The sequence below is a fragment of the Hyphomonas sp. genome (assembly GCF_041398465.1).
Taxonomy (GTDB): Bacteria; Pseudomonadota; Alphaproteobacteria; order Caulobacterales; family Hyphomonadaceae; genus Hyphomonas.
The window spans coordinates 341,209-357,552 of the sequence record NZ_JAWKUS010000002.1 but is presented as its reverse complement, the minus strand read 5'-3'; the positions used below and the strand labels follow the sequence as shown (position 1 = coordinate 357,552).

The 16,344-nt window shown below is 60.4% G+C and carries 14 protein-coding genes; 7 read left to right on the top strand and 7 right to left on the bottom strand.

Annotated elements, in window-relative coordinates; all coding sequences use genetic code 11:
- Window positions 1–84 precede the first annotated feature (84 nt).
- The 3 genes from topA to R3C98_RS08305 form a co-directional block, all read right to left on the bottom strand.
- Window positions 85–2,655, bottom strand: coding sequence for a type I DNA topoisomerase (gene topA, locus R3C98_RS08315; protein ID WP_371313649.1), 2,571 nt, complete (start codon window positions 2,653–2,655; stop codon window positions 85–87).
- A gap of 68 nt (window positions 2,656–2,723) precedes the next feature.
- The gene (gene lptG / locus R3C98_RS08310; RefSeq protein WP_371313648.1) at window positions 2,724–3,845 is read right to left on the bottom strand and encodes an LPS export ABC transporter permease LptG; all 1,122 of its coding nucleotides are present in this window, start codon (window positions 3,843–3,845) and stop codon (window positions 2,724–2,726) included.
- Entirely contained in the window at window positions 3,845–4,987 is a 1,143-nt protein-coding gene (locus tag R3C98_RS08305; RefSeq protein ID WP_371313647.1) for an LptF/LptG family permease, read from the bottom strand. Before R3C98_RS08305 ends, lptG begins: the two co-directional genes overlap by 1 nt.
- Window positions 4,988–5,108: 121 nt before the next feature.
- Here R3C98_RS08305 and R3C98_RS08300 point away from each other — a divergent pair, with 121 nt between their 5' ends.
- Window positions 5,109–6,572 (top strand): leucyl aminopeptidase, encoded by a 1,464-nt coding sequence (locus R3C98_RS08300; protein ID WP_371313646.1) that lies wholly within the window; start codon window positions 5,109–5,111, stop codon window positions 6,570–6,572.
- A gap of 3 nt (window positions 6,573–6,575) precedes the next feature.
- Window positions 6,576–7,049 (top strand): DNA polymerase III subunit chi, encoded by a 474-nt coding sequence (locus R3C98_RS08295; protein ID WP_371313645.1) that lies wholly within the window; start codon window positions 6,576–6,578, stop codon window positions 7,047–7,049.
- On the opposite strand, the gene R3C98_RS08290 is transcribed toward R3C98_RS08295, so the two are convergent.
- Window positions 7,046–7,381 carry a zinc ribbon domain-containing protein YjdM gene (locus R3C98_RS08290; protein ID WP_371313644.1) on the bottom strand — a complete coding sequence of 112 codons (336 nt, stop codon included), beginning with the start codon at window positions 7,379–7,381 and terminating at the stop codon, window positions 7,046–7,048. The genes R3C98_RS08295 and R3C98_RS08290 overlap by 4 nt on opposite strands.
- 146 nt (window positions 7,382–7,527) lie before the next feature.
- Here R3C98_RS08290 and ndk point away from each other — a divergent pair, with 146 nt between their 5' ends.
- A complete protein-coding gene (gene ndk, locus R3C98_RS08285; RefSeq protein ID WP_371313643.1) occupies window positions 7,528–7,950 on the top strand; it encodes a nucleoside-diphosphate kinase in 423 nt (140 codons plus the stop codon).
- Between the two features lie 80 nt (window positions 7,951–8,030).
- On the opposite strand, the gene purN is transcribed toward ndk, so the two are convergent.
- Together purN and purM are read right to left on the bottom strand one after the other, a co-directional pair.
- Window positions 8,031–8,618 (bottom strand): phosphoribosylglycinamide formyltransferase, encoded by a 588-nt coding sequence (gene purN / locus R3C98_RS08280; protein WP_371313642.1) that lies wholly within the window; start codon window positions 8,616–8,618, stop codon window positions 8,031–8,033.
- Window positions 8,615–9,640: a phosphoribosylformylglycinamidine cyclo-ligase gene (gene purM, locus R3C98_RS08275; RefSeq protein ID WP_371313641.1), complete on the bottom strand. Its 1,026-nt coding sequence runs from the start codon at window positions 9,638–9,640 to the stop codon at window positions 8,615–8,617. The genes purN and purM overlap by 4 nt, the downstream gene beginning before the upstream one ends.
- A 107-nt stretch (window positions 9,641–9,747) precedes the next feature.
- On the opposite strand from purM, the gene R3C98_RS08270 reads away from it, so the two are divergent.
- From R3C98_RS08270 to R3C98_RS08255, 4 genes are read left to right on the top strand one after another with little or no spacing between them, the layout of a single operon-like run.
- Complete coding sequence (locus R3C98_RS08270; protein ID WP_371313640.1) at window positions 9,748–10,770, top strand: hypothetical protein; 1,023 nt, start codon at window positions 9,748–9,750, stop codon at window positions 10,768–10,770.
- Complete coding sequence (locus R3C98_RS08265; protein ID WP_371313639.1) at window positions 10,767–11,492, top strand: hypothetical protein; 726 nt, start codon at window positions 10,767–10,769, stop codon at window positions 11,490–11,492. The genes R3C98_RS08270 and R3C98_RS08265 overlap by 4 nt, the downstream gene beginning before the upstream one ends.
- A 28-nt stretch (window positions 11,493–11,520) precedes the next feature.
- On the top strand, window positions 11,521–13,692 hold the full coding sequence (locus tag R3C98_RS08260) for an RNA degradosome polyphosphate kinase (protein WP_371313638.1): 2,172 nt from the start codon (window positions 11,521–11,523) through the stop codon (window positions 13,690–13,692).
- A complete protein-coding gene (locus R3C98_RS08255) occupies window positions 13,692–15,173 on the top strand; it encodes a Ppx/GppA family phosphatase (protein WP_371313637.1) in 1,482 nt (493 codons plus the stop codon). Before R3C98_RS08260 ends, R3C98_RS08255 begins: the two co-directional genes overlap by 1 nt.
- 1 nt (window position 15,174) lies before the next feature.
- On the opposite strand, the gene rnd is transcribed toward R3C98_RS08255, so the two are convergent.
- Window positions 15,175–16,341, bottom strand: coding sequence for a ribonuclease D (gene rnd / locus R3C98_RS08250; RefSeq protein ID WP_371313636.1), 1,167 nt, complete (start codon window positions 16,339–16,341; stop codon window positions 15,175–15,177).
- Window positions 16,342–16,344 lie beyond the last annotated feature (3 nt).

The following is a 16,344-nucleotide window of genomic DNA, read 5'->3' as shown; positions in this document are numbered from 1 at the left end:
CGTGTTTTGACAACACGGAATATTAAGCATCCGAAACGAAAGGGCCGCAAGGGGCGCAGGCCTGTTGGTTTTCCGGAGTCCGGCTCAGCCTTCGTCCGACTTTGCGGCTTTCTTGGCTGGTGCCTTTTTCTTCGCGGGCGCCTTTTTCTTGGCCGGGGCTTTCTTTTTCCCGCCTTTGGCCGCCTTGGCGTTGATCAGCTCAATGGCCTGTTCCAGCGTCACGGCGTCCGGCGTGATGTCTTTCGGCAAGGTCGCATTGGTCTTCTCATGCTTCACATAAGGGCCATAGCGGCCTTCATAGACCTCGATGGCGCCGCCGTCCGGATGATCGCCCAGCGTCTTCAGCGGCGTTGCGCCGCCGCGCTTGGAGCCGCGTGCCTTCTTGTCCTCGATCAGGGCGACCGCCCGATTGATGCCGATGTTGAAGACGTCGGCCGGATCCTTGAGGTTCGCATAGGTCTTCAGGTGCTGAACATAAGGCCCGAAACGCCCGAAGTTCGCATAGATCATCTCGCCATCTTCCGGGTGCGGACCAACCTCGCGCGGGAGTGAGAGCAGTTCTACCGCCCGCTCCAGCGTCAGCGTCTGCGGCGTGTCGTTCTTGGTCAGGGAGGAGCGTTTCGGCTTCTCGCCATTGGCCATCTCGACATATGGGCCGAAACGTCCGCTTTTCAGCCAGACCATTTCTCCCGTCTCCGGGTGAATGCCGAGTTCATTGCCATCCGGATCGATAAAGCCGGCTTCCTCGCCGTCGGACGAGAACTGGCGGGTGTATTTGCACTCAGGGTGACGCGAGCAGCCGACAAACGCGCCAAACCGGCCCACCTTGATGGACAGTTCGCCTTCCTTGCAGAGGGGGCAGAGACGCGGCTGTTCGATTACATTGCCGTCTGCGTCATGGTCAGGGAATACGTGCACGGCCAGGGCCTCATTGAGGGCATCGAGCACATGGCTGACGCGCAGGTCTTTCGTCTGGCCGATATCGTCTGCGAATTGCTTCCAGAAATCTCGCAGGAAGGCTTTCCAGTCGAGCTTTCCGTCGGAAATGATGTCCAGCTTCTCTTCGAGGCCGGCGGTGAAATCGTATTCCACATAGCGCTGGAAGAAATTCTCAAGGAAGGCCGTGACGAGGCGGCCCTTGTCTTCCGGGATCAGGGATTTGTTCTCGAGGCGGACATAACCGCGATCTTCCAGCGTGGACAGCGTGGACGCGTAGGTCGAAGGACGGCCAATGCCGAGTTCTTCGAGCCGCTTGACGAGCGAGGCCTCGGTGTAGCGCGGCGGCGGTGTGGTGAAGTGCTGTGTCGCGTCCGCTTTCAGCAGGTCCGCATGCTGGCCCTCAGCCATCTTGGGAAGACGGTTTTCGGAATCATCGTCATCGTCGCCGGCGTCATGACCTTCAGTGTAGAGCTTGATGAAGCCGTCAAACACAAGGACCTGGCCTGTCGCGCGGAGTTGTGCGCGCTGGTCTTTGGAAAGAAGGTCAATCGTCGTGCGTTCGAAGATCGCTGCTTCCATCTGGGAGGCAACAGCCCGGCGCCAGACCAGCGTATAGAGTTTCCGCAGGTCATCGTCGCCGCTGTATTGTTCCGGACGGAGATTGAAATCTGTCGGACGGATGGCTTCGTGCGCTTCCTGGGCGTTCTTAGCCTTGGAAGAGTAATAGCGCGTCTTCTCCGGCAGGTAGCGGGCGCCATAGTTCGACTGGATCATGGAGCGGGCGGCGACATAGGCCTCTTCAGCCATGTTCACGCCGTCGGTACGCATATAGGTGATGCGGCCTTCTTCGTAGAGCTTTTGTGCGGCCTGCATGGTCCGCTTCGCTGTGAAGCCCAGTTTACGCGAGGCTTCCTGTTGCAGGGTCGAGGTGATGAAGGGCGGGGCGGGGTTCCGCTTGACGGGCTTTGCCTCGACCGAGTTTACGGAATAGCCACCGACGCGAACCGCCTCGAGTGCCTTGTCGGCCTCTCCCTTGTCGCCCAGCGTGAACTTCTTGAGCGTCTTGCCATCGAGCGCATGCAGGCGCGCCTGGAAATCCGTGCCGTCAGGCGCACGAAGATCGGCTGCGACCGACCAGTATTCCTGCGGCTTGAACATCTCGATTTCGTTCTCGCGATCGCAGACGATGCGCAGGGCGACAGACTGCACCCGGCCGGCAGAGCGCGAGCCAGGCAGTTTGCGCCAGAGGACCGGCGATAGGTTGAATCCGACGAGATAGTCGAGCGCCCGGCGGGCGAGGTAGGCATCGACCAGTTCGGCATCGATCTGGCGCGGCTGTTCCATCGCTGTGGTGACGGCATTCTTGGTGATGGCGTTGAAGACGACCCGTTCGACCGCGACGTCCTTCTTGAGGGCGCGGCGCTTCTTCAGCGCTTCGATCAGGTGCCAGGAAATGGCTTCGCCTTCACGGTCGGGGTCGGTCGCGAGGATCAGCGTGTCGGCTGCTTTCAGCGCGTTTGCGATGTCTGAAATACGTTTGGAAGACTTCGAGTCAGCCTCCCAGACCATCTCGAAATCATTATCCGGGTCGACAGAACCGTTCTTCGAGGGAAGGTCCCGGATATGCCCGTAGGAGGCGAGGACCTTATAGTCCTTGCCGAGGTATTTGTTGATCGTTTTGGCCTTCGCGGGCGACTCGACGACGACAAGTTTCATGCAGGTAACCTCTTCAAGGGCGCGAGTGATGGCCGTGTCGGCGAGGCCATGTCAAGGCTGGATGCGCGTCAGCCGTCTTCCCGGTAGGCGATGTAAGCCAGCGTGCAGAACAGCACAAAAAGCGGTGGACTCCACGCTGCAACAATAGGCGGCGCTGCACCTGTGGCCCCCAGGCTGGTCGAAAACTGGGTGAAGAAATAGAGCCCGACAGCCGCCAGCGCGCCAATCGCGAGGAGCTGCGATGTTCCCCCCATGCGCTGCAGACGCAGGCAGACGACGGCACCGATCAGGGCCATTGCGACGAACAGGGCAGGTGTCGCCATCAGGGCATGCCAGCGCATGCGATAGCGTGACGCGTCGAGGCCGGCGGTCTGGGTCTGACGGATGAAACGGGGCAGGCGCCAGAACCCGATTGTGTTCGGCGATGCAAACTTGTCGAACAGGGTCACGGCATCCAGCGAGGAGGGAATGGCGAGGTTCGCTTTACGCTCCGGCGGCTGGTTCGGAATGTTCTCGATAACGTTTTCCAGCTGCCAGAAGCCATCGCGCAGCGTGGCGCGCTGGGCATCGATACGGCGGGCGAAGGCGAAGTCGCTCGTCGGCTGGCTGCCGGAATAAAGACGTTCTTCCTCGATCATCTTCACATTGCGCAGCACGACGCCGCCCTGGTCGACATGCTGGGCGTGGATCACGATCTGGCTGGTGTCGTCGCCCTGACGGAGCCAGACACCCGTATCAGACACCGCCATCGCCGTGCGTCCCTTGTCGAGGATCTGCGCTCGCGTGACTTCGAAGGATTCCGTCAGCCTGGCCGAAATCGGGTTCAGAACGGTCGTGGTAAAAACGCCCGCGATCAGCCCGAGAACGATGACCGGCGCCAGGAACCGCCAGGCTGAGATGCCGCTCGCTCGGATGATCGACAGTTCCGAGCGGCGGTTCAGCCGCGTGAAGGCCATCATGGACGCGACCAGCAGCGCAAATGGCAGGGTCTGCTCCATGATCTGCGGCAGCTTGAGCATGGAGAGCTGCAGGGCGCCCAGCAGACTGAGGCTAACATCGCCGCCGACGGTGCGAAGCTGCTCTACCACATCGATCATGAGGATGGCGATCAACAGGATGCCGAGCACCAGCGCCAGGCCGGACAGGCACTCACGCAGGATATAGAACTGGATGCGGGATCCGAACGGCATCAGGCGCTAGCTCCTCCTGCGCCGCGGAACAGGTCTATCTGCGGTCGCTCCACACGGCCAAGGTGCCGCCCGCGGGAGAAATAAATATAGCTGAGGCCTGACATGATGCTGATCGGCAGGATCCATTGAAGTGCGTTCATGGCCGGATCATCGGCCGCAGCGGACTGGGCCGCCAGCTGAACGATCAGGACCATGATTGCGGCGCTGGATGCAATCGCGATCCGTCTGCCATAGCCCTTGCGGCTGAAATCCCCGCCCAGCACAGCGATAATGGCGATGAGGGCCATGACGATGTTCAGCAGTGGCGAAGTCAGGCGTGTGTTCGCCTCGGCCAGCAAGGTGTCAGCATCGCGTAATTCGAAATAGTTCGTCCGGTCGACGAAGAAGAGTTCGTGCAGGAATTTGTCCGAGGCCTTCAGCGCGAGATCGGAATCTTCCTTCATGTATTCGCTGAGGTCGAACGGGTATTGGGCAAATTCGAGGATGGCGAGCTGCTGGTTTTCGTCCAGCTGCATGCTGATGGCGTCGCGCAGCAGAAGGGTCGGGCGGTCGTCCACTTCGACCAGTGCCGCGCTCCGGGCGAGAATGTCGGTCGGATAGACCGGATCGGTCATGTCGGAGATCAGGACCCCGCGCAGCTCACCGCCCACCTGTTCACGCGCATAGAAAGTCAGCTTGTCTCCATTGGTCGTGAACTGGCCCGGCCGGATCAGCGCGGCGGCGAGGTCTGCCCGCGCCACAGCCACAGTTTCCCGCATGGCACGTTGCGCCATTGGCTGAACCCAAAGGTTCACACCCAGATGGGCAATCATACATAGCACGGCCAGCCGCATGATCGGCGACGCGATCTGCCACCGAGTCATGCCTGCGGCCTGGGCCACGACGATCTCGCTGTCCTTGTGGATCCGGTTGAGGGACCAGACACCGGCAACGAACAGGGCGAGCGGCGTCAGCAGAGCGACGATCTGGGGCGACCCCAGCATGACGATGTAGAAATAGGTCAGCGCCGATTGCCGGTTTTCGAGGATCAGATCGGTTCGCGAGAGGCCCTGTGCCAGAAGCGCCAGCAGGGCGAGGCCACCGACAATGATCGCGACCGCCCGCAGGACTTCATAGAACAGGTATGACTGGACTTTCGTCATCGTGTGTCACGTGCCGGGAAATAAAGCAGAAACTGGCAGTTAACGGGCATATTTTCCCTGCCTAACGAGTTGCGCTGCGCGCGTCGATGCTTAGTTTCCGTCTCAAACGGAGATTCCTCACATGAAAATCACCTTCACTGACGCCGCCAAGGCTGACGTATTTGCATTTATCGTCGATGAAGATGGCGGACTGCCGGCGGCAGCTGCTGCGCTCGACGACTCAACGGGCGGACTTCTGACCGCGGCCATCGATGGCCGTTTCACGGGAAAGAAAGACCAGCAGGCTGTGATCGTATTGCCCAAGAGCGCCGAAGCGCGCCGCGCCGTGCTGATCGGCGGCGGCAAGCCGAAGAAGCGGGATGCCCGCGTCCTGGAAGGCCTTGGCGCCAATCTGGTGAAGGCGTTCAATATGAGCGGCTTCAAATCCATGGCAATCCATTCCGGTTCCGCCGAAGACGCCGCCCGGATGGGCGTCGGCGCGAAACTCGCTGCCTATCGCTTTGACACTTATTTCACCAAGCTGAAGCCGGACCAGAAGCCGAGCCTGACGTCAGTCTCTTTCGTTGTGGAAGACACCAAAGCTGCAAAGGCCGCCTTCGCGCCGCTGGACGCCGCCGCACAAGGCACTGCCCTGGCGCGTGATCTGGTCAACATGCCGCCGAATGACCTTTATCCCGAAAGTTTTGCGGCGAAGATCAAGGAACTGGCCGAGATCGGTGTCGAAGTAGAAATCCTCGGTGAGAAGCAACTCGCCAAGCTCGGCATGAACTCGATGCTGGGCGTCGGGCAGGGCTCTGTCCGTGAAAGCCAGCTTGGCATTATGAAATGGAATGGCGGCAAGGAAGGCGAGGATCCGGTGATCCTGGTCGGCAAGGGCGTCTGCTTCGATACGGGCGGCATCTCGCTGAAGCCGGGCCCGGGCATGGAAGACATGCGCGGCGACATGGGCGGCGCAGCCGCTGTGACCGGCACGATCAAGGCGCTGGCCGAGCGCAAGGCGAAAGTGAATGCCGTGGGCCTGATCGGCCTTGTCGAGAATATGCCGGACGGCAACGCCATCCGCCCGGGCGACATCCTGAAGTCTGCCTCCGGCCAGACCATCGAAGTCCAGAACACCGACGCCGAAGGCCGTCTCGTTCTGTGTGACGTGCTCTGGTACGCGCAGGAACACTTCAAGCCGAAAGCCATCGTGGACCTCGCCACGCTGACCGGCGCCATCGTTGTCTCGCTCGGCCACCATCATGCGGGCCTGTTTACGAACAGCGACGATCTGGCGGATGAGCTGACCAAGGCTGGCCTCACCGAAGGTGAGCGCGTCTGGCGCCTGCCGATGGGGCCGGAATACGACGCACTGCTCAAGTCGAAGTTCGCTGACATGCGCAATATCGGTGGGCGGGCAGCTGGCTCGATCACCGCCGCGCAATTCCTGAAGCGCTTCGTAAAGGACGGCGTGAAATGGGCTCACCTCGATATCGCAGGTGCTGCCTGGCTTGAAAGCGAGAAGCCGGCCCTGGATGTCAGCTGGGCTTCCGGCTACGGCCCGCGCCTTCTGGATCGCTGGATCGCGGACAATTACGAGGGCTAGGATTTGAGCGAGGCGCCGAAGCCGGAATGGTGGTTCTACCACCTCTCCCGCACCACGCTGGAACAGGCGGCGGCGCCCCTCATGTCCAAATGCCTCGAAGTCGGCTGGCGTGTGCTGGCCGTCAGCCCGAACGCCGACCGGCGGGCCGCGCTCGATGCGGCCCTCTGGACCTATGATGACAGTTCGTTCCTGCCGCATGGCCAGGCCGAGGCGCCGGGGCTCGATGCCTCGCGCCAGCCGGTGCTGATCGCCGCCAAGGCAGACAACAAGAACGGCGCGGCGGCATTATTCCTCATGGACGGTGTGAAGGCGCCGGTCGACGCACCTTACACGCGCTGCATGATGATGTTCGACGATGGCGATATGGACGCCCGCAACGCCGCCCGCGAAGCCTTCAAGGCCGCCAAGGATTCCGGCCTCGTCACGCGCTACTTCCAACAGACCGGAAGCGGCGGCTGGAAAGAGGCGGGCGCCTAGGCCTTCTTCACGAACTCGGACTTGAGGCCCATCTGGCCGATGCCGTCAATCTTGCAATCGATGTCATGGTCGCCATCGACGAGGCGGATGTTCTTCACCTTGGTGCCGCGTTTCACGACCTGCGAGCTGCCCTTGATCTTGAGGTCCTTGATCACGGTGACTGTGTCGCCGTCGGCGAGTGGATTGCCGTTCGAATCCTTCACCACTTTTTTGTCCGAGGCCGCAGCCGCATCGGCAGACCATTCGTGACCGCACTCCGGGCAGATCAGCAGGGCGCCGTCCTCGTAGGTGAATTCGGACTGGCATTTCGGGCAGGGTGGCAGGGCGCTCATCTGGGTAACTTTCCGGTTGAAGGACTGGCCCGGCCCTACGCCCTGAGGAAAGAGTGCGCAAGCGCGGCGCTCTGTCCTTGCCCCTTCGGGCGGGCGCCGCTATAGGCCCGCCCAACACTCCAATTTCCGCACAACAGGAACCTCCAATGGCTGTCCAGCGCACATTCTCCATCATCAAGCCCGACGCGACCGAGCGTAACCTGACCGGCGCCGTGAACGCCGTCATCGAACAGGCTGGCCTGCGCATCATCGGCCAGCGCCGCATCCAGATGACTCAGGCACAGGCCGAGCGCTTCTACGCCGTCCACTCCGAACGTCCGTTCTTTGGTGAACTGGTCGAGTTCATGACCTCCGGCCCGGTGGTCGTCCAGGTTCTCGAAGGCGAGAACGCCGTCGCGAAATACCGCGAAGTGATGGGCGCCACGAACCCGGCCGACGCCGCCGAAGGCACCATCCGTAAACTCTACGCAAAATCGATTGGCGAGAACTCGGTTCACGGTTCGGACTCCGACGAGAACGCCGCGATCGAAATCGCGCAATTCTTCTCCGAGGCCGACATCGCCGGCTGAAGCACGGTATAGTCCGTTATAATCCGATTTAGTCCGAATTGGCCCGCCGGTGATCCGGCGGGCTCTTTCTTTGGTCCGGCTTAGTCGGCCAAAATCTGCTCGCAAGCCATCGCCAGGGCGCGCGGATAGAGCTTGTGCTCCTCGACCAGGACGCGCGCGGAAAGCGTATCCTCGGTATCACCAGGCAGGATCGGCACCGCCGCCTGCGCGATCACCTTGCCCTCATCAACCCCGGCAGACACCCAGTGAACCGAGCATCCGCCTTCGGCATCGCCGGCATCAATCGCCCGCTGATGCGTATGTAACCCCTTGTATTTAGGGAGAAGTGAGGGGTGGATGTTGATCATCCGGCCTTCCCATTTGTTCACAAACCAGGGGGTTAGCACGCGCATGAAACCGGCCAGCGCGATGATCTCCGTTCCCGCCTTTTGAAGCTCTGCGTCAAGCGCGCGCTCGAAGGCTTCCCGGTCCTTGCCATAGGCCTTGTGATCGACGGATGCTGTAGCAATCCCTGCAGAAGCGGCCGTTTCCAACCCCTTTGCATCCGGCCGGTTTGAGGCGACGAGAACGGGCTCTGCGGGGTAGGACGGATCCGCCGCCGCCTCCAGCAACGCCTCCATGTTCGAGCCGCGGCCAGAGATCAGGATGGCAAGCTTCAGGCGTCTCATGCCTCGGCGAGACGCCCCAGAATGACGGGAGATTCACCTGCTGTCTGAAGCACCGCACACACCGTGTCAGCATCTTCCGGCGCAACCGCGAAGACGACGCCGATACCCATGTTGAAGGTGCGGTGCATCTCGTCTTCTGTAACGTTACCTGCAGATTGCAGCCATTCGAAGACTGGCGGAGGCGTCCAGGCCTTCCGCTCGATGACCGGGACCAGATGATCCGGGCACATGCGCGGCGTATTCTCAGTGAGGCCGCCACCTGTGATGTGAGCCAGGCCTTTGACCACGCCTTTGCGGATCAGCGGCAGGGCGACGCCGGCGTAGAGCCGCGTCGGCGTCAGCAGCGCTTCACCCAGTGTCGTGTTGGAGAAGGGCGAGGCCGCATCATAAGAAAGGCCCTCACGCTCCACGATCCGGCGGATCAGCGAATAGCCGTTGGAATGGGGCCCGGACGAGGCGATGCCGATCAGGAGGTCACCCGCGGCCATCGTTTCCATGTGCGGCAGCACCTTGTCGCGGTCTACCGCGCCAACGACAAAGCCTGCCAGATCGTAGTGGCCGGGAGGGTACATACCCGGCATTTCGGCCGTTTCACCGCCCACAAGCGCGCAGCCGGACTGGCGGCAGCCTTCGGCGATGCCCGAGATCACGGCCTCGGCGATGCCTTCCTCGAGCTTGCCGGTGGCGAAATAATCAAGAAAAAACAGGGGTTCGGCGCCTTGCGCCAGAACGTCGTTGGCGCACATCGCCACCAGGTCGATGCCGACCGTGTTGTGGATACCGGTTTCGAACGCCAGCATCAGTTTCGTACCGACGCCGTCAGTGCCGGAGACGAGGATCGGGTCGGAATAGCCGGCCGCTTTGAGGTCAAACAGGGCGCCGAAGCCACCCAGGCCTCCCATGACGCCGGCGCGACGGGTCGCTTTGGCGAGGGGACCAATGGCGTCGACGAGCCGCTCGCCTGCCTCAATATCGACACCAGCGTCGCGGTAAGAAAGGGAAGTCTTGGAAGGGTCGCTCATGATGACTCGCGCGTTAGCATGGGGAATTCGACTCTGCCAGTGCCCTGCGCGGTTCCAGCCCCGGACCGGACTTGCTACAAGGTCGCCAACCGAGGAGGTCTCTGACCATGATTCGTATGCTTCTTGCTTCCACGCTCGCAGCCTTGTTTGCGGTTTTCTGTGCTGCTGCGGACACGCAGGACGTCTACACGATCCCTGATCTCGAGGTCGATGAAGTCGCCCCCACGCTCATACAGGCGCGGGAGCAGGCCATGGCCGCGGCCCGCCTCGAAGGGGCGCGTCGGCTCGTCGACAAGATCACGCTCGCTGAAGACCGCATCGCTGCTGGAGGTGTTCCCGTGGACGGTGAACTCGCCAACAGGCTCTCCGCTGCCGTCGACGTGCAAGAAGAAACCGCAGGCGCCGGCCGGTATAAGGGCATCCTTCGCGTTGTGTACAATCCGCGTATGGTTCGGGCTCATCTTGACGGCCTGAATGTCCCTTATGTGGATGCGCAGGCGCCTCTGAGCCTCATGGTCCCGCTGGCATCGTATGCGGAGCTGGAAGAAGCCTGGCACGAAGCGCTCGGTCCCGCCAACGCAGGTTCACTCGCGCCGTATGTAACATCCAATCTTAGCGGTTACACGAGTAGCAGCGACTGGTACGCGCTTTCGCCGGAAGCCGGGAGCCTGCGCGCCCGCCGTGCCATTCTGGCCGAACTGATTGGCCGCGAAGGCGCGTGGCGCGTCAGTGTATCGATCGTCACCACCGCCGGAACGGAAGTGATCGGCATCACATTGCCTGCACCGACACTTGAGGATGCGGTGAGCTCGACCGTGAAAATTCTGGAAGAAAACTGGAAGCGGGCCTCTATCATTCGAGGCGGTGACAGAACGCAGGCCAAAGCAACGGTTCGCTACACCTCTTTGGCAGAGTGGAACACGTTGCGCGGGGCACTGGCCCGCTCACCATTGGTTTCGGATTTCCGGACCACTGCGGTCGCCCGCGATGGTGCCGTCGTTACGTTTGCCTATCTCGGCGATCCGCAGCGCCTGCAGAACGACTTGTTGCAACGGGGTGTGGCACTCGGAGATGAGCCGCGCGCGGGCTGGGTGCTCCGTTCGGCAGTTTCAGCTGCAGGAGTTCCGTGAGCAAGCGGCCCAATTTACCGACCGGACAGCCAGACCAGATGAGCTTCGCCTTTCCGGCGGGGCCTCTGCGATTTGGCGAACTGGTCGTCACGCCAGCCAATCAGGCTGCTGTCAGCATCGTTCGCCAGCCGTCCAAGTGGCCGACACCCGTGTTTTGTGTGACGGGTCCGCCCCGATCCGGTCTGACGGCGCTTCTGCAGGCATGGTGTGTGGAAACGGACGGCATCTATTTCGACGCAGGTGCAATTTCGAAGCTGAAGTCCGCGAATATGGACGAACTCGCGGGGAAGTTCGTCGCAGTCGACAATGCGGACAAGGTGGCCGCGAACGAGAAGCTGCTCACCTTGATCAACCAGATTTCCAAGGAAGGCGGCCGGTTGCTGCTGTCTGCCGCGAGCAGCCCTTCCCAATGGCCGGTGACATCCGCAGACCTGAAATCGCGCCTCAACTCCATGTCCATCGTGGAGATCCTGCCGCCGGATGAAGCCATGCTGGTCGGCCGGTTGAAGGCGGCTGCAGCACGGCATTACCTGAAGCTCGAGCCGGAAGTGATCGCCTATCTGGCGCCCCGTCTTGACCTGACCTACGAAACCATCGAGGCGTTCGCTGAAAAGCTAAGTCACGGTGTCACAACGACAGGACGCGCGCCTTCTGTTCCTCTGGCAAAAGAGGTATTGGAGGCGATGGGGCTGGCGGCCCCAGATGAGCCGTCATCGAGCTGAAACGACCGGGGCCGAAAAGGGGTTTTCTATGGCTGAAGGGCTGGCCAAGACGGCGAAACAGATGATGGCATCTCCCGACAGGTTCCTGAACCGCGAACTTTCATGGCTGGAGTTCAATCGCCGGGTTCTCGAAGAGGCCGCCAATCCAAACCATCCGTTGCTGGAACGCCTGCGGTTCCTTTCGATTTCCGCCAGCAATCTCGATGAATTCGAGATGGTCCGCTATGCTGGCCTCCGGGAACAGGTTCGCGCTGGCGTGACCAAGCCGAGTCAGGAAGGCCTGACGCCTGCTGTCCAGGTCGAGCAGATCGAGGAGCTGTCGCTCAAACTGATCGCGGAGCAACAATCACGCTGGAGGCAACTCAAGGAAGAGCTTGAGGCCCAGAATATTCACGTCCTTGCTGCAGGAGATCTCACCAAGAAAGACCTGTCCGATCTGGACGAATTTTTCCGAAGTCACATATTTCCGGTTCTGACTCCGCTGGCAGTCGATCCGGCTCACCCGTTCCCTTTCATTCCGAACCTCGGGTTTTCCGTCGCCTTGGACCTCGTATCCAAACATGGTGACGAAGGGCACATCGGGATTGTGCCGCTTCCGGCATTCGTGCGCCGCTTCATTCGCCTGCCGAGCAAGCAGAAGAGCGCACTCCGCTTCATTCCACTGGAAGATGTGATCGGCCTTTTCGTTGGAGACCTGTTTCCGGGGTACAAGGAAAAAAGCCGTTGCCTTTTTCGTATCGTGCGCGATAGCGATATCGAGATTGAGGAAGAAGCCGAAGACCTTATCCGTGAGTTTGAGGTGCTTCTGAAACAACGCCGTCGCGGGCGTATCGTCCGCTTGCGTATGCAGTCCAGTGCCCCGGAACACCTGCGGGAATTCATCACACGGGAAATTGGTGCTGAGAATGCGGACGTCGTTTTGTATGACGGCATCCTGGGGATGGCACAGCTTTCGGAACTGATTGTCGACGACCGACCGGACCTGAAATTCCCGCCTTACGATCCGCGCTACCCGGAACGCATCCGCGAAATGGGGGGCGACTGCTTCGCTGCAATCCGGATGAAGGATATTCTTGTCCATCACCCATTCGAAAGCTTTGATGTCGTTGTCCAGTTCATCCGACAAGCTGCAGCCGACCCTCAAGTCGTCGCGATCAAGCAGACGCTCTACCGGACGACCAACAACTCACCCATCGTTGCGGCGCTTGTCGAGGCCGCAGAGAACGGCAAGAACGTCACCGCCTTGGTTGAGATCAAGGCGCGCTTCGATGAAGAAGCCAACTTGCGGCTCGCCCGTGATCTGGAGCGAGCGGGAGTGCAGGTCGTATACGGATTTATCGAATACAAGACCCACGCAAAAGTATCTCTCGTGGTTCGCCGCGAAGGTAGCGAGTTGCGTACCTACACGCATTTCGGAACTGGCAACTACCACCCCGTAAACGCCAAGATTTACACCGACCTGTCATTGTTCACGGCAGATCCCGCGCTCGGACGAGATGCCAATCGCCTATTCAACTTTGTAACGGCTTATCGCGAGCCTCCGGAAGTCGGCCCGGAACTCGAAAAGATTTCCATGTCTCCGCTGAACCTCAAATCAAACCTCATCAAGTTGATCGAGGCAGAGGCGAGTGCTGCCAAAAAGGGCAAGCCAAGCGGCATTTGGGCCAAGATGAACTCGCTGGTGGATGGCGATGTGATCGATGCCCTTTACAAGGCCAGTCAGGCCGGTGTTCCGATCGATCTGGTTGTGCGGGGGATCTGTTGCCTTCGCCCGGGGTTAGCTGGCGTTTCAGATAACATCAGTGTCAAGAGTATCGTGGGGCGGTTTCTCGAACACTCGCGTATTCTCTGCTGTGCAAATGGTGAGGCATTGCCATCGCCCAAGGCAAAAGTTTTCATATCTTCTGCAGACTGGATGCCGCGAAATCTGGACCGGCGCGTCGAAGCGCTTGTGCCCGTAGAAAACCCAACTGTTCATCGTCAGGTCATGAACCAGATCATGGTTGCGAACCTGAATGATGAGCTGCAGAGCTGGCTCATGCGTGAAGATGGCTCTTATGAACGAGCCCAGCCGGAAGCGAATGGCTCCGGCTTTTCTGCCCACCACTATTTCATGGACAATCCCAGCCTTTCAGGCAGGGGAAGTGCTCTTGAAGTCAGTCTTCCTCCGCGGCTTCAGCCCAAGGGGAGCAAGGGTTGATGCCGTTCCCGAATACGCACCGGGCTGCGATCATCGATATCGGTTCCAACTCGGTACGCCTTGTGATCTTCGACGTGCTAGGTGGGTCGATACTGCCAACATTCAACGAAAAGGTCATGGCCGGGTTGGGTGTAGGGCTGTCCAAGACGGGAAAGCTGTCGACGCCCGGCCGCGAGTCTGCACTCTCGGCACTGGCGCGATACCGGGCGATCCTGAAAGCGCTCAATTTGCGGAACTTTGTGGCGGTGGCCACTGCTGCCGTACGGGCCGCCGAAGATGGGCCGGATTTTATCCGCAAGGCGAACCGGGTGCTCGGCCGGCCCGTTTCGGTACTTTCCGGAGAGGATGAAGCCCGTCTGTCGGCGCTTGGTGTCGAAACAAGCTTTCATGAACCGCAGGGCGTTATCGGCGATCTTGGCGGTTCCAGCCTGGAATTCATGCAGGTCGGGAAGAGCAAAGGCAAAGGGGAGAGCTTGATGCTCGGTCCATTGTCATTGATGGAGTCTGCCAGCGACGCCAAGGAGCTTCGGAAGGCCATCCGCTCGGAACTCAAGAAATCTGATGTGCTTGCTAGCGCCAAGGGGCGCTTCTTTGCCGTTGGCGGTGCCTGGCGGACCTTCGCCAAGGTGAACATGGAAATGGAAAACTATGCCCTGCAGGTGCTGCACGGCTACCAGATGAACCAGGGGCAGATCGCCCGGACGGCGAAGCTCTGCATCGACTCGCTCACGAATTCTGCATCCCGTTCCATGCTCGAGTCGATCGACAAGCGGCGCGCAAAGCACCTGCCGATTGCCGCGATCGTGCTGGAAGAGCTGCTCTCGATCAGCAAGCTGGATGGAGTGTCCATTTCATCAGCAGGTTTGAGGGAAGGAGTGCTGACCGATCTTACGGGTGCAGCGGTGTCGGATCCGCTTCTGGACGGCGTCATCGCGTTCGTGCGCCTGGATCACAACCAGATCGCATTTGGCCAGGCACTCCATGATTTCATCGCGCCAGCGTTCGCGCCCGAGGCGGATCTGTTTGGCTCGCCCGCAGCCGATGTACGGATTGAACAGGCAGCCTGCATGATGTCGGACAGTGCCGGGCGGTTTCATCCCGATCATCGGGCGCTGATGGCATACGATCAGGCGCTGCGAGCACCCTATGCGGGTGTCACTCATGCCGAACGTGCAATGATCGCATACGCCGTTGGCTGCCGGTACCAGAAGGATTTCAAGCGTCCGAGTGAATATGTCGGTCTGACGTCTGAGCCGCAGGCCGAACGCGCGAAGCAACTTGGCAGCGCGATGCGCCTCGGCGCAGTGTTTTCCGGCCGGTCGGGGCCGATCCTGCGCCGGGCGAAGCTCTCGAGAGACGGAGAGAAACTATGCCTGAGCGTTGGCAAAGCCGATGAAGCCATGATTTCCGAAACTGTTTCGCGGCGCCTCGCGCAAACGGCAAATGCCCTGCGCCTGCAGCCGGAAATCGTGATCAGCTAATTCAGACATCGAACAGACGGACCTGACCGCCTTCAAAAGACACTGCCAGCTTGCCAGACAGCAGTGCCTGCGCCTTGCGGCCGAACATCTCATACCGCCAACCATTCATCGCCGCGATGTCGTCCGATGTCTCTCCGCGAGCGATGCGGTCGATGTCTGCTGCATTGGCAATCAGCCGTGGAACGACATCGTTTTCTTCCGACACGTGCTTCAACAGCACTTTAAGAAGCTCTGGTGCTCCGGCCGGGATTTGAGCGTTCTGGCGGCGAGGCTCCAGTTCCGGTGCGAAATCACCTGGACTGTCCAGCGCAGCCTGCACGGCATCCATCAGGCCCTGACCATGCTTGGAGCGGATAAAGCCGTTCGGGACGGCCCGGAGCTGATTGTAGTCATTCTCGCTGCGGGGCTTCTGGCTGGCGATCTCCTGGATGGCGTCGTCTTTCAGGATTCGACGGCGGGGCTTGTCGAGTTCCTGCGCCAACTGCTCACGCCAGGCTGCCACAGCGACGATCAGGGCCGCATAGTCCTTTTTCTGGTTACGCAGTTTCAGGCGCTGCCAGGCCTTGTCGGGATCGGTGTCGTATTTGGCAGGATCTTCCAGATCCGCCATTTCTTCCTGAACCCATGGAAGGCGGCCACTCGATTCGAGTTTTTCCAGCATGATCAGGTAAGCATCGCGAAGGTGTGTAACGTCGCCGAGCGCATATACGAGCTGTTTCTGGGAAAGCGGGCGCCGCATCCAGTCGGTAAACTGGCTTGATTTGTCGATCTGGCGCCGCAGGACCCGCTGGACCAGATTGTCGTAGGAGATCGAGTCGCCATAGCCGAGCGCCATGGCGGCCACCTGCGTGTCGAAGATCGGGCCGGGCGGATGGCCGATCAACCTGTTGAATATCTCGATATCCTGACGGGCCGCATGAAACACCTTCACACGATTGTCCGCAGCGATGAGGTTCAGGAAGGGACCGATATCGAGGTCTTCCGCCAGGGGGTCGATCAAGCCTTCGACACCGGGGGCTGAGGCCTGAACGAGGCACAGCTCCGGCCAATAAGTCGTTTCCCGATGAAACTCGGTATCGACGCAGATAAAATCGCTTTCGGCCAGTTTCCCGCAGAAATCTTCAAGGGCCGACTGCTCAGTAATGGGAGTCAGGGTGTTGTCAGTCATCGC